Source organism: Cyanobium sp. Tous-M-B4 (assembly GCF_024345395.1).
Lineage (GTDB): Bacteria > Cyanobacteriota > Cyanobacteriia > PCC-6307 > Cyanobiaceae > Cyanobium_A.
Window position 1 is genome coordinate 293,881 of record NZ_JAGQBA010000003.1, and the last position, 12,776, is coordinate 306,656.

13 protein-coding genes are annotated in these 12,776 nt (G+C 58.9%); 10 read left to right on the forward strand and 3 right to left on the reverse strand.

Annotated features, from left to right (window positions below):
* From KBY73_RS07865 to KBY73_RS07890, 6 genes are all read left to right on the forward strand, one after another.
* Window positions 1-1,113: a GTP-binding protein gene (locus tag KBY73_RS07865; RefSeq protein WP_254936526.1), complete on the forward strand. Its 1,113-nt coding sequence runs from the start codon at window positions 1-3 to the stop codon at window positions 1,111-1,113.
* Window positions 1,114-1,147: 34 nt separating this feature from the next.
* On the forward strand, window positions 1,148-1,723 hold the full coding sequence (locus KBY73_RS07870; protein ID WP_254936527.1) for a HupE/UreJ family protein: 576 nt from the start codon (window positions 1,148-1,150) through the stop codon (window positions 1,721-1,723).
* Window positions 1,724-1,802: 79 nt separating this feature from the next.
* On the forward strand, window positions 1,803-1,946 hold the full coding sequence (locus KBY73_RS07875; protein WP_254936528.1) for a hypothetical protein: 144 nt from the start codon (window positions 1,803-1,805) through the stop codon (window positions 1,944-1,946).
* Window positions 1,947-2,060: 114 nt separating this feature from the next.
* Window positions 2,061-3,632 carry an iron uptake porin gene (locus tag KBY73_RS07880; RefSeq protein WP_254936529.1) on the forward strand — a complete coding sequence of 524 codons (1,572 nt, stop codon included), beginning with the start codon at window positions 2,061-2,063 and terminating at the stop codon, window positions 3,630-3,632.
* A 121-nt stretch (window positions 3,633-3,753) separates the two neighbouring features.
* On the forward strand, window positions 3,754-4,818 hold the full coding sequence (locus tag KBY73_RS07885) for an extracellular solute-binding protein (RefSeq protein WP_254936530.1): 1,065 nt from the start codon (window positions 3,754-3,756) through the stop codon (window positions 4,816-4,818).
* A 114-nt stretch (window positions 4,819-4,932) separates the two neighbouring features.
* Complete coding sequence (locus KBY73_RS07890) at window positions 4,933-6,405, forward strand: iron ABC transporter permease (protein ID WP_254936531.1); 1,473 nt, start codon at window positions 4,933-4,935, stop codon at window positions 6,403-6,405.
* Between the two features lie 36 nt (window positions 6,406-6,441).
* On the opposite strand, the gene KBY73_RS07895 is transcribed toward KBY73_RS07890, so the two are convergent.
* Window positions 6,442-7,038: a Crp/Fnr family transcriptional regulator gene (locus KBY73_RS07895; RefSeq protein ID WP_254936532.1), complete on the reverse strand. Its 597-nt coding sequence runs from the start codon at window positions 7,036-7,038 to the stop codon at window positions 6,442-6,444.
* Window positions 7,039-7,230: 192 nt separating this feature from the next.
* Here KBY73_RS07895 and KBY73_RS07900 point away from each other — a divergent pair, with 192 nt between their 5' ends.
* The 4 genes from KBY73_RS07900 to mscL all read left to right on the forward strand — a co-directional run bounded on the left by KBY73_RS07900 (window position 7,231) and on the right by mscL (window position 10,203).
* A complete protein-coding gene (locus tag KBY73_RS07900; RefSeq protein WP_254936533.1) occupies window positions 7,231-7,806 on the forward strand; it encodes a hypothetical protein in 576 nt (191 codons plus the stop codon).
* Window positions 7,803-8,777: a hypothetical protein gene (locus tag KBY73_RS07905; protein ID WP_254936669.1), complete on the forward strand. Its 975-nt coding sequence runs from the start codon at window positions 7,803-7,805 to the stop codon at window positions 8,775-8,777. Before KBY73_RS07900 ends, KBY73_RS07905 begins: the two co-directional genes overlap by 4 nt.
* A gap of 113 nt (window positions 8,778-8,890) precedes the next feature.
* Window positions 8,891-9,820 (forward strand): hypothetical protein, encoded by a 930-nt coding sequence (locus tag KBY73_RS07910; RefSeq protein ID WP_254936534.1) that lies wholly within the window; start codon window positions 8,891-8,893, stop codon window positions 9,818-9,820.
* A 5-nt stretch (window positions 9,821-9,825) separates the two neighbouring features.
* Complete coding sequence (gene mscL, locus KBY73_RS07915; RefSeq protein ID WP_254936535.1) at window positions 9,826-10,203, forward strand: large conductance mechanosensitive channel protein MscL; 378 nt, start codon at window positions 9,826-9,828, stop codon at window positions 10,201-10,203.
* On the opposite strand, the gene KBY73_RS07920 is transcribed toward mscL, so the two are convergent.
* Window positions 10,183-11,151: a formylglycine-generating enzyme family protein gene (locus KBY73_RS07920; protein ID WP_254936536.1), complete on the reverse strand. Its 969-nt coding sequence runs from the start codon at window positions 11,149-11,151 to the stop codon at window positions 10,183-10,185. The genes mscL and KBY73_RS07920 overlap by 21 nt on opposite strands.
* Window positions 11,152-11,161: 10 nt before the next feature.
* Window positions 11,162-12,664 carry an arylsulfatase gene (locus KBY73_RS07925; protein ID WP_254936537.1) on the reverse strand — a complete coding sequence of 501 codons (1,503 nt, stop codon included), beginning with the start codon at window positions 12,662-12,664 and terminating at the stop codon, window positions 11,162-11,164.
* Between the last annotated feature and the right edge of the window lie 112 nt (window positions 12,665-12,776).

Below are 12,776 nucleotides of genomic sequence, written 5' to 3' on the forward strand. Positions count from 1 at the left end.
ATGCGCCATTCCATGACCGCCAGTGCCACCCCCACGGGCCTGCCCGTGACAATCCTCACCGGCTTTCTGGGGGCGGGTAAGACCACCCTGCTCAACCACATTCTCAGCAATCAGCAGGGGGTCAAAACCGCCGTGCTGGTCAACGAATTCGGTGAAATCGGCATCGACAACGACCTGATTGTTGCCACCGGCGAAGACATGGTGGAGCTGAGCAACGGCTGCATCTGCTGCTCCATCAACGGTGAACTGCTCGAAGCGGTGTACCGCATCCTGGAGCGCCCCGATCCGGTGGACTATCTGGTGGTGGAGACCACCGGCCTGGCCGATCCCCTGCCGGTGGCCATGACCTTCCTCGGCAGCGACCTGCGAGATGCCACCAGGCTCGATTCGATCATCACCCTGGTTGACGCGGAGAACTTCAGCGACGAGCTGCTGGAGGGTGAGGTGGCCCGGGCCCAGATCGTTTACAGCGACATGCTGTTGCTAAACAAATGCGACTTGGTAGCTGAGGAGCGGATGGCGGCTCTGGAGGCCCAGTTGCGCGAGATCAAGACCGATGCCCGCATCCTGCGCTCGGTGAAGGGCGAAGTGCCCCTGCCCCTACTACTCAGCGTGGGGCTGTTCGAAAGCGACAAAATCGTTGCCCAGCAGCAGCTCAGCGCCGAGCCAGACCACAGCTCCTGCGACCACGATCACGGCCACTGCGAACACGATCACCACGACCACGACCATCACAAGCACGAGCACCACGACCACGATCATCACAAGCACGATCACGCCGATCACCCCGACCACGCCGCCATCGAGGGATTCACCTCGTTGTCGTTTGAATCAGAGGGGCCTTTCGCCCTGCGCAAATTTCAGAACTTTCTCGACAACCAGCTGCCAGCCGAGGTGTTTCGCGCCAAGGGGATCCTCTGGTTCAACGAAAGTGAGCGCCGCCATGTGTTCCACCTGGCTGGCAAGCGCTTCTCGATCGACGATTCCGACTGGCCAGAGGGCTCAGGGCGCAAGAACCAGATCGTGCTGATCGGTAAAAATCTCGACCACGCCCAGTTGCGCAAGCAACTGCAGGTGTGCGTTGCCAAAGATTCCGGCAAGGGCTTCGCTTGAACGGGATACTGACTCAGAGGATCCAGCCAAATTCATGATGTCCACCACCGTGCGCCAACTGGCCCCGGCCGCAGCCGCTGGCTTGGCCCTCAGCCTGTTGTCGACCCTGCCAGCAGGTGCCCATGGCCTGGCAAGCGCGGGCTTGGCCGCAGGAGCAAGCCACCCGCTGCTTGGGCTAGACCACTTGCTGTTGCTGCTGGGCGTTGGCAGCGCTGCCGCCCTGGCCGGTCCATCGTTACTGCTCGTGGCCCTAGCCGCTGCGATTGCTGGAAGCTTGTATGGGGCCCTAGGGGGCAACCTGCCAGGCGCCGAGGTGTTAGCAGCCTTGATGGTGTCTGGTCTTGGCCTAGCGATGGCTGCACGCCAGGGCCAGCTGCTAGCCGTAGTGCTGGCAGGAGGAGTGGCTATTCACGCCATGCTGCATGGCCAGGAAGCAACAGGCAGCAGCGCAGATCTGCTGGGCTGGTGGCTAGGGGCGAGCCTCTGCTCAGCGGCCGTGGTGGGGGCAAGTTTCGCCGTGATCCGCCAGCTTGCCCCCAGCTGGGGACGGCGCTTGGCAGTTGCCCTCAGCATCGCTGGAGCGCTGCTAGCGCTTGCCCCGTTGGCGTGAGAACCGTCCCAAGCGGACACTTTTGTTACACAAGTCCCTTGCTGAGCTAGCTACGCTTATCAAAGCGAAATCAAACGCCATGGCCGAGCTGATTCTTTTCTCCGGCGTTGTCGCCTTGTTTGGCTTGGCTTTTTGGCTCGCCACCGATTCCGATGATGACAATGGTGGTGGCGGCCTGATGCAACCCGTGCTGGTCCCAGTGCGCGTCAGACAAAACCGGTGATATTGGTTACATCATTTTGAATCAATAGTCTGCACGCCCATCGTCTAAATCCAATAGAAGTATGGCTAGTTGGGTCCCCAGTGGACATCAACAAACTTCTGTTGTGAGGAGTCTATGAATCAGTTCCATCGCCTATTGCTGGCCCCAGCCATTTTTGGCGCACTATTACCAAGCTTGGCCGCCCAAGACTCCGCCGTTGCCAATGAAATCCCGTTGCTGAATAGCCGGGAGGCAATCAACGACTACATGGAGCAACAAGAAATTGACGAGCTCAAGGCTTGGCGCTCCCTCAACCAGGTCACCAGCGTCAACCAATTTTCTGACGTAAGGCCCACCGACTGGGCTTATCAAGCACTTTCCAATCTGGTGGAAAAGTACGGCTGCGTGGCCGGCTATCCCAACGGCACCTACAAGGGTGGACAGGCCATGACCCGCTACGAGGCGGCGGCCCTTTTGAATGCATGCCTCGACCGTGTCACCGAAGTGACCGACGAGCTGCAAAGGTTGATGGATGAATTCAAGAAGGAGCTAGCTGTGCTGAAGGGCCGCGTCGACGGACTTGAAGCAAAGGTGGGCAGCCTGGAAGCCCAGCAGTTTTCTACCACCACCAAGCTCAAAGGCGAGGTGAACTTCATCCTGGGTGGCGTACCCGACTACAACTCAGATACCAGTGGCCGGCAAGATCGCACCACCTTCAATTACGACCTGCGCCTGAATCTGGATACCAGCTTCACCGGCAAGGACCTGCTCAAAACCCGCCTGCGCTCGGGTAATTTCACGGCCTTCAGTCCCTTCAATGCTGGAGACAGCCTGTTCAAGTTGGATAAAGCCTCCAGCACTAATGCGGGAGCATCAGGCGCTGGTGGCCTCGATACGGTGTCAATCGATCGCCTCTATTACCAGTTCCCGGTGGGCAAGCAATTCACGCTTACCGCCGGTGCCCTGGTGCGCAACACTGAAATTCTCGCCTTTATTCCCAGTGCCTACCGATCCCAGCTGCTCGACTTCTTCGCCGTGGCGGGGACCCCTGGTGCATACAACAAAGTAACCGGCCAGGGATTTGGCGCTGTTTGGAAGCAACAGGTAGCAAAAGGGCAGGGCTTCTGGAACGCCTCGCTCAACTACATCGCCCAGGATGGTGAGATTTCCAACGAGGGCATCTTCGACAGCGATGGCAGCCTCAACACCACGGCCCAGATCGGCTACAAAGCCCCCAACTGGGGAGCCGCCATCGCCTACCGCAACGGCACCACCGGCACCCGCACCATCAATGCCAACGGCACAGCAAACAGCAACCTGAGCTCTGGCCAGAGCTCCAACAGCTTCTCCTTAGCTGGCTACTGGCAACCCCTTGACAGCGGCATTATCCCCTCGATCAGCGCTGGTTATGGCTTCACTGACATATCAGGGGGCGTAGCTGGAGCCGCCGATTCCCAGTCCTGGTACGTCGGCTTGCAGTGGGATGACGCCTTCGTTAAGGGCAACATCGCCGGTGTGGCAATTGGGCAGAACCCCAGCGCTGGAACAGGCATAGATGATCCTCTCTCTCTTGAGCTCTTCTACAAGTTCCAGGTAACTGACAACATCTCAATCACTCCAGGGCTGTTCTACATCACCAACAGTTCTAACCAGGTGAATGAAAAAGATCTCTGGGGTGGAGTGATTCAAACCCAGTTCCGCTTCTGATCTTGAAGCAAATCCACCTTGGGCGTAGCAATAGTTACGTCCAAGGCTTGCATTGATCACAGGGGGAAGGCGTGAGCGTTCTTAGCCTGAGGGCATTGTCAGCGCCAAATCCATTTCCAACATGACTCTCCCACCCAGCACAAGCTGCCAACGTTCCCGCCCCTGGGGCCTACATCTTGGCTTTTGTGCCCTAGCCGCTACCACCCTGGCCAGCGCCATCGGCGTGGCCGGCATGGCCCAGAACCGGCCCCAGGAAGTGAATGTCTATTCCGGAAGGCACTACAACACCGATAAACAGCTCTATAGCGAGTTCACCAAACGCACCGGCATCAAGGTGAACCTGCTGGAGGGTAAAGATGACGAGCTGATCCAGCGCCTCAAGAGCGAGGGCAACAACAGCAAAGCCGATCTGCTGGTACTGGTGGATGCGGCCCGGATTTATCGAGCCCAGGAGGCCAATCTGTTTAGGTCGATTCGCTCCGCTGAACTCAACAATGACGTGCCTGCCAACCTGCGGGACCCCAAGGGTCATTGGTTTGCCTTGACCCGCCGGGCCCGGCCCGTAATGGTCAACCCAGCAATCGTGAAGCCCGGCCTGATCCGCAGCTACGCCGACCTCAGCCGTCCGGAGCTCAAAGGCAAGCTCTGCCTACGCAACCGCGCCAGCGTCTACAACCAATCGCTCACGGCCGATGAGCTGGTGCGGCGCGGCAAACCTGCCACCCAGCAATGGCTGCAGGGGATGCTCGCCAACACCAAAAGGCCCTTCTTTACCTCCGACACCCCCATGCTGCGAGCCGTGGGACAGGGACAGTGCGGCGCTGCTGTGGCCAATCAGTACTACCTAGCACGCATGCTGCAAGACAAGAACAGCACTGAGCGCAGCACCGCTTCGAAGCTGAAAGTTGTGTGGCCCAACCCCACCCACATCAATATTTCGGCCGGTGGCGTCACCCGCAGCTCCCGCAACCCCGAGGGTGCGCAACGTCTGCTGGAGTTCCTGGTTTCGCCCCAATCAGGAGAGGGCTACGCCGCCGCCAACAACGAATACCCCCTCAAGGGCTGGGGCAACAACCCAACCCTGAAGGCATTTGGCACTTTTAAGGCCTCAACGGTCTCCATGGAGCAGCTGGGCCGCCGCAACCGCGAAGCGGTGCAACTGATGACGCAGGCTGGCTGGGAGTAACGACTTGGCATCGCGTTGACGCCCTCCACGATCCAAGGCGCCCCTGCGCAGGGACAAGGCGCTCCCGCGCAGGGACCGGGCCGCTCCAGCAGCCGGACCTGGCTCTTACTGGTTGTGATTTTGGCCAGTGGGCTCGCCCTATTGCCCCTGCTCAGCCTGTTGAAAGACGTGTTGATCAACAGGGGCGAAACCAAGCTGGTGCTGGGATTTGACGGGCTCAGACAGGTGCGGGGCACCTTGCTGCTGGTTGCAGGGGAGGGGCTCTTAGGCGCCGTTGTGGGAACTGCCATCGGCTGGCTCACCGCGGTTTGCCGCTTCCCAGGCCGCCGCTGGCTGCGCATCGCCCAACTGGTGCCAATGGCCTTCCCTGCCTACCTCCTGGCCGCCAGCCTGATCGACTGGGGCAGCTACCGGGGCCTGCGCATCCATGGCCTGGGCTGGGCCATCGTGCTGCTCACCCTGGCTAACTACAGCTATGTATTTCTGCTGAGCACCGAGAGCTTCTCTGTTAGTGGCAGGCGGCTATTGGAAGCCAGCCGCAGCCTTGGCGTGGGCCCTTGGAGAAGTTTTTTTCGCGTCGCCCTGCCAATTGCCCTGCCCTCGATCGGCGCCGGCATTGCCCTAAGTGCCATGGAGGTCGTGAACGATCTCGGCGCGGTGCGACTGCTTGGCGTGCCCAGCCTCTCTGCTGGCATCCTCGATCGCTGGCAGGTGGATGGCGATCCCCAGGGTGCGGCGCTGCTATCTCTGGTGGCTCTGGCAATCGTGGCGGTGTTGATCGCCAGCGAACGTCAGTTGCGCCAACGCAGTCGGCGCTGGAACCTGGAAGGCGGAACGGGCAGCGCCCACGTTTGGCATCTGGCGGGCTGGCGCGCAGCCCTGGCCCAGTTGTTCTGTGTGCTGCCACCCCTTATTGCTGTGGCCATTCCAGCCCTATGGATTCAACAGGGCTGGCAAGGGCTGCAGAGCGAATCGTTCGCAGAACTGGGCCAGCTGGCAAGCCGCAGCCTCGGTTTGGCCTTGATTGCCACTGCGGTGACCTGCCTGGGTTCGCTGCTGCTGGCCATCTGCCGGCGCTGGAGCCCCCAACCGCTCGTCCAACAGCTCAGCTTCATCGCCGGCTTGGGATACGCCATTCCCGGCAGTGTGCTGGCCCTCGGGCTGATCGTGCTGGGCGGCCCCCTCGGCTTCAGCCCAGTGCTGCTATTGCTCTGGGGCTACGGCGACCGCTTCATCGCTGTCTCAAAACAGGGGCTTGATGCTGCGCTTGAGCGCATACCCCCCAGCATCGACGAAACGGCGACCAGCCTGGGCTGCGACTGGCTGGCTGTGTTGCGGCGGATTCACCTGCCCCTACTGCGAGGGCCTCTGCTGGTGGGATCACTGCTGGTGTTTGTAGATGTGGTGAAAGAACTGCCAATCACCCTGGCCCTGCGGCCCTTCGATTTCGACACCCTGGCGGTGCGTGTATTCCAATACGCCAGTGACGAACGGGTGGGTGCCGCAATGGCACCAGCCGTCATGATCATGGCGTTTGGCTTGCTAGCTGCATTTGCCCTAGTGCCCACCCTGGAGCAGCGCGACTAAGCGCTACCGATCAGGCCCCCATCAGGCACCCTTCAATCAGGCGGCAGCCAAAGGGGCGGAATCAATTAGTTCCGGCGCTAGGCGCATGCCGGCCTCGCCGACGGGGGCCTCGAGCAGCTGGGCCTGGCGAATCCGTGAAATCAGCCGCGTGGTGGTAACCCTGGTGGTGCCGATCAATTCACCGATCCGTTCATGGGTGAGACGAAACGGCAGATCACACCAGCTACCGCAGCGACGACCGAGTCGGCGCACCAGCAGACCAAACAATGCATGTAGCCGCTGGTCAGCGCTACCTAAGTGACGGATGCGCAGTAGCTGCAAGGTCCATTCATTGACGGCATCAAAGCCATCACCCTGCCGGAGCGTGGCGTCACTGCGGAAACTCAAAGGCGTGAGCGCCTCCACGCAGACACCCTCACTGCAGAGGCGCTCGGTGCATAGCTGATCCCCCGCTTGCAGGAAAGCCAAGGTCATCCCCTCGATTTCCTCGCAGGGGCAATAAACGCGAGCCACCCCGTCCAGCACCTCAATGCAGCTACCAGCTGGGAGCAGGGCGGGGTTTAGCAGCACGGTTTGCCCAACCGGCATACGCACGGCGGCAAGGGAATCGGCGGGCAGGAAGCGAAAACTCATGGCCGCGGCAGAAGGCTTGTTGCGAATGAGTCGCAACCTAAACAAGAATGACGCCTTTTGCAAGCGATTCTCAATAACAACTAGCAATTGCAAGAGGGCAGGCGTCCGGGCCAAGCGCGGTTTCAATTGCGCTTTTTGTCTACTTTTTCACCAGTTGCATCTCTAACGCACGCAAAATCGGCCTTTGTAGCTATGGGCTACAACTTGCAGCCAAAATCCTCAGCCATAGGCATCCTGGAATTGCTTCCCACCGACGTTGGGGATTTTCCCTTCATGTTGAACCGCAACCCCATCTGCAGCCGCATCGGCCTGCTGGCCGCTGCCGCGAGCCTGCTGGCGGCAGCTCCAGCCCTAGCCCAAACAGAAACCCTCTACAAGCTAGACACCAAGTGCAGCATCAAAGGCGGTGAACCGCAGGCCTGCGTAGTGGAGGCTGTAAACGAGGGCAATGCAACCCTCTACCGCCACATCATGGGCAAAAACGTCGAAACGATTCGAGTAACCGATAGCCCAGTGCGGATGAGCATTTGGGTTGACAGCACCAAAACCTGGAAAAACCTCGACTCCGCAGCAGCTCGCTTCTCTACGAACACGATCTGCTTCAACGGGCGCGACCTGTGCGTGATCAACCCCAATTACCTCAACAGTGTTAAGGAAGACCGCCCTGACGCAACGGCAGGCCGCGACCTGATCAAGGTGCAGTTCGGCGCTGATGGCCGCATAGATCTCACCTGCTACGACGACGGCTGCAAGGGGGTCGGCAAATGAACAGTGCTCTCAAAACCCCGTGGAGTGGTCTGGGACTGGTGCTGGCGGGAGTGCTGGCCCTGCCGATCGGCACGGCGTTTGCCATTGATCGCCCCATGGCGAATAACCCCATGCCGGATAGCGGCACAGCCCAGCTGCTTGCCCGCGGTGGCGGTGGTGGGGGCTCCCGTGGTGGTGGTGGCGGATCCCGAGGCGGTGGTGGCGGTAGCGGTGGTGGCAGTGCCAGGCGAGCCAGTGGCAACAGCGGCTTCAGCAATGCCGGTGCGGGCCTCAACCGCGGCTCAAGCCGACCCACCGGTGGCTGGAGCAACAATGCCAAGGTTGGTGCGGGAGCCGGAGGGGCCGGAGGACCTTCCCTAAACCGGCCAGCAGCGACTAACCGTTCGGCAGGCGGCACGCGTCAATTACCAGGCGCCGGCCAAGGCGGTGACCGTATCGCCAACCGTGACGGCAATCGAAATGTAAATCGCGATGTGAATCGCAACGTCAATCGAAATGTGAATCGGAATATAAATCGCGATGTGAATCGCAACTGGAACCGAAGCGTCAATATCAACAATGTCAATGTACGCCCAGGTTGGGCGAGGCCCGGATGGGGTGTGGCACGCCCTTGGAACTACGGCTGGTATGGCGGCTGGTCGACCCCAACTTGGGGATGGTGGGGCGCGAGGGCAGCGGCTTGGGGAGTGGCAACTCTCGCCACCGCAGCAATTATTAACGAGTCCGTTAATAATGCCGTAAGCAGCAATACAACTTATATTGTTGTCCCGAATACTAACTATCAGTTGCTATTCGGAACGGTCCAACCATCCGGCACTAATGCAGTGAGTTTTGTGATGCAGGCAGATGGCAACAACTACCAGCTGACTGCTAACTGCAACCAAGGCACAATCAACGGTCAAGAGCCCAGCAATGCCGAAGAGGCCGAGCTACTCAATGCCGCCTGCCAAGTGGCATACGGATCGGTTTGACTGGCTAACAACCCATGGATCTGTCGCCATAGCAGCGGCAGATCCAACTTTTTTGATAAAAAAATTGATGGCAAAATGTAAGCCATCGTTCCAACTTCCATGTATTAGCCGAGATGATGAAGCAACTTCTTGGCAATCAAGCCAGGCAGCAGGCCAGAGCCATACCCATCTTGTTAGGGCTCAGCCTTGGCTGTGGCCTAACAAATGAACTGCGCGCCCAGCAGTCTGATACCGCCGCTGGTAATCCCCCTAGCGAAGAGACTCCCGCTGTCTCCACACCCCAGCCAGCGGCTGCCACTCCTTGGGCAGGCACAATTGAGTTATATGGCTTTGCTCCAGTGCGTAGCACCGGGACAACAACTGTCACAAATGGAACAAGAAACTTCAGTACGGACACCGATCTGAATCTCGGTGAAGTTCTTTCTAAGCTGAAGTGGGCAACCACCCTGCGCGGTAGCATCGAAAAGGATCGACTAGGTGTTTTAGTAGATCTGGATTACGTCAAACTTGGGCAATACGGATCAAAAACAGGCCAGCGTGGGATTTTCACGGGGAGTGCCGATGTCACCGCTAGCCAGGGTATTTACGATCTTGCCCTGCGCTATCGCTTTGGGGATCGAGAAGCTGCAGTGGGCAAGCCGGGGCAATTCAGCCTGATCCCCTACGCCGGCATACGGGTAATCGATGCCCAGTTGGATGTGGCAGCCCAGATTCAAGGCAGTGGAGGACGGGTCAGTTTTGAACGAGAAGGTTCTTTTGGACGCACCTGGGTTCAACCTCTTTTGGGAACCCAAGCTACGATTTTTATGTCTCCCCGCTTACGGGCATTTGCCCGCGCCGACATCGGTGGCTTTGGGCTAAGTGGATCAGAAGATCTTTCCGGAAACGCCCAGATCGGCCTTGGCTATGCAGTTGGCAATAGCACTGACCTAAACATTTCCTGGCGCTATTCGGGGATCAATTATAATACTGGCAATACCCCCGATAGTGGCTACAGCAGCTATCGGAACGGCTTTGAAATTGGCCTCAAATTCTTCTTCTAACTAAAATGAAACGTCGCACCACTTTTCTTTCAGACTTCAAGGCATTTGTCGGCAAAGGTAATGTTGTCGATCTCGCTGTTGCAGTGGTTATCGGCGGAGCTTTTGGCAAAGTAGTGGATGCGGTAGTCAGCCTAGTGATGACCTCACTGCTTGCTCCTACGCTGAAAGCTGCCAATGTGTCGGCTATCAGCGCTTTGCCAGCAGGAGCTGTGCTCGTGGCGCTGATCAATTTCATCGTGATCGCCTTCGTGGTGTTCCTGATCGTGCGCGGCCTTGAAGCCATGAAGCGTGGCGAACGACCGATCTCAGCTCCCGATCCCCAGGTTCAACTTGCTGCTGCCGCTACCCGCCTGGCAGAAGCTTTAGAACGTCGCCAGCTCTGAAGGCCTCACCACACAGCGAAAACCCATATGGCCCGTGGAGGTATCAAGCCCCTGGGCCATTCGAGCTGCTGGTCGGTAACGACGGCAATAGCTAGGTGCACATAAATAAGAACCGCCCTTAACCACTTTGCGTGGTTGCTCGCCGTGCTGGGAGTGGCGATCGATGCTCGCTTCACGCGCTTTGACTTCGGCGGCTGCGGCGCAACAGCCTCCCGTGCTCTGCTGGTGGTGGCCATACCAGCTATCGGTCCACTCCCACACATTGCCGATCATGTCGACTAGCCCATAGCCGTTGGCAGGAAAAGCGCCTACGGGGGAGGTGCGCTCGTAGCCATCTAAGCGGCTGTTGTGGTGGGGGAAATCACCCTGAAAGGTATTAGCTAGGGGCACCCCACCGGGATAGAGCTCTTCACCCCAGGCAAACTCGACATTGCACAGGCCGCCCCAAGCAGCCCGCTCCCATTCCTCCTCCGTAGGCAACTGTTTGCCGCACCAGCTGGCGTAGGCCAAAACGTCCTCCCAGGCAACATGGACCACCGGATGCTGCTCGCGGCGCTTAATCGAACTTCCCGGCCCCTCCGGATGACGCCAGTTTGCTCCGGCAAGATATTGCCACCAGCGGTAGTGGCTTCCAGGCCCTAGCGGCCCCGGGGGCGGCACAAAAACAATTGATGCCGGCGCTAATCGTTCGTGATTGGCGCCGGGATAGAGAGCGGGGTTTGCTGGCTGCTCCGCCAGCGTGCGGTAACCGGTCGCTTTCACAAAGCTCCGAAACTGGGCGTTAGTAACGGGAGTGCGATCGATCCAGAATCCAGCAACCTCGACGTCATGGGCCGGAGCCTCCTCGGGGTAGTGGTGGTCTGACCCCATCCGGAAGCCGCCCGCCGGTATCCACACCATTCCAGGGAATGGGGGACGACCGGGGGATCGGGCGGTGCCGGCTGACATGGCGGCAGGATCAGGGTCCGCCGACAGTATTCACCATCTTCTCCATCACCTGCTGCAGCGAGAAGCTGGCAGCCTTTTGGCGGGGTGGGTATTCAGCGAAGGTGGCGAGGAACTGGGCCACGTAGGTCTGGGCTGGTACCAGAAGGAAAATGTGATCAAACATCCAGTCCCAATAGGTGTTTGAGGTCACATCAGCGCGCTCATAGGGGTCGGTGAGCAGGTTGAAGATCTTGGGTACCCGCAGAGCCGTAAATGGTTCGGCCCAGATCTGGCAAGTGCCCTGGGAGCGCTGCTCCATGAACACAAACTTCCAGTTGTCGTAACGCAGACCGGTGAGGTCGCCGTCGTCGGAGAAATAGAAGAACTCAACCCGGGGACTCTTTTCAGCCTGGCCAGTCCAATAGTCGAGCATGTTGTAACCATCGAGGTGCACCTTGAAGGTCTTATTGCCCACCTGATAGCCCGCCTTAAGCTTCTCCTTGATCTCAGGCTCTCCAGCCGCCGCAAGGATGGTGGGCAGCCAGTCGAGGTGGCTACAGATACCGGAGAAGATGGTGCCTGGAGCAATGTGCCCCGGCCAGCGCACTAGGGCCGGCACCCGATAAGCCCCTTCCCAATTGGTATTCTTCTCGCTGCGGAAGGGTGTCATGCCGGCATCAGGCCAGCTATTCATGTGGGGGCCGTTGTCGGTGCCATACATCACGATGGTGTCGTCGGTGACACCCAACTCGTCGAGCAGGTTGAGCATTTCACCAATGCACTCGTCGTGATAGATCATCACGTCGTGATACTCCGACTGCCAGCGACCGCTGCGGCCCACATCCTGGGGACGCGCATAGGTACGGAAGTGCATGTGGGTGGTGTTGAACCAGACGAAGAAGGGCTCACCAGAGGCAACGGCATCGCGAATGAAACGCTTTGCCTCAGCCATGAATTCGTCATCGGCCGTCTCCATCCGCTTACGGGTTAGGGGGCCGGTATTTTCAATCCGTTGGCTGCCATCACCATTGGCCCAGCAATGCAACACACCACGGGGGCCGAAACGCTCCTTGAAGTTCGGGAAATCTTCAGGCGTGGGATAGTCGCGCAGCTCCGGCTCCTCCTCGGCATTGAGGTGATAGAGGTTGCCAAAAAACTCGTCAAAACCGTGCATGGTCGGCAGATGCTCATCGCGATCGCCGAAGTGGTTTTTGCCAAACTGGCCGGTGCGATAGCCCTGGGGCTTGAGCAGTTCAGCAATGGTGGGATCTTCCGCTTTAAAGCCAGCTTCGGCGCCAGGCAGCCCCACCTTGCTAAGACCGGTGCGGAAGACGCTCTGGCCGGAGATGAAGGCCGCACGACCAGCGGTGCAGCTCTGTTCGGCGTAGTAATGGATGAAGCGACCACCCTCCTTGGCTACGCGGTCAATGTTGGGGGTCTGATACCCCATCAAGCCATCGCTGTAGCAACTCAGATTGCTTTGGCCGATGTCGTCACCCCAGAGGATGAGAACGTTGGGTTTTCCGTTTGGCATGGGAAGCAAGAAGACGAATACGCCTGCCTAAAGGATGGAATGGCTGCAGAACATCGCTGGAAACGTATGCACTTCTTCACACCAAAATATTCAGGCCAGAATTTATTTGCGC

Coding starts and splice junctions, on each gene's coding strand:
- KBY73_RS07865 (WP_254936526.1), top strand. CDS start 1: ATGCGCCATTCCATGACCGCCAGTGCCACCCCCACGGGCCTGCCCGTG.
- KBY73_RS07870 (WP_254936527.1), top strand. CDS start 1,148: ATGATGTCCACCACCGTGCGCCAACTGGCCCCGGCCGCAGCCGCTGGC.
- KBY73_RS07875 (WP_254936528.1), top strand. CDS start 1,803: ATGGCCGAGCTGATTCTTTTCTCCGGCGTTGTCGCCTTGTTTGGCTTG.
- KBY73_RS07880 (WP_254936529.1), top strand. CDS start 2,061: ATGAATCAGTTCCATCGCCTATTGCTGGCCCCAGCCATTTTTGGCGCA.
- KBY73_RS07885 (WP_254936530.1), top strand. CDS start 3,754: ATGACTCTCCCACCCAGCACAAGCTGCCAACGTTCCCGCCCCTGGGGC.
- KBY73_RS07895 (WP_254936532.1), bottom strand. CDS start 7,038: ATGAGTTTTCGCTTCCTGCCCGCCGATTCCCTTGCCGCCGTGCGTATG.
- KBY73_RS07900 (WP_254936533.1), top strand. CDS start 7,231: ATGGGCTACAACTTGCAGCCAAAATCCTCAGCCATAGGCATCCTGGAA.
- KBY73_RS07905 (WP_254936669.1), top strand. CDS start 7,803: ATGAACAGTGCTCTCAAAACCCCGTGGAGTGGTCTGGGACTGGTGCTG.
- KBY73_RS07910 (WP_254936534.1), top strand. CDS start 8,891: ATGATGAAGCAACTTCTTGGCAATCAAGCCAGGCAGCAGGCCAGAGCC.
- mscL (WP_254936535.1), top strand. CDS start 9,826: ATGAAACGTCGCACCACTTTTCTTTCAGACTTCAAGGCATTTGTCGGC.
- KBY73_RS07920 (WP_254936536.1), bottom strand. CDS start 11,151: ATGTCAGCCGGCACCGCCCGATCCCCCGGTCGTCCCCCATTCCCTGGA.
- KBY73_RS07925 (WP_254936537.1), bottom strand. CDS start 12,664: ATGCCAAACGGAAAACCCAACGTTCTCATCCTCTGGGGTGACGACATC.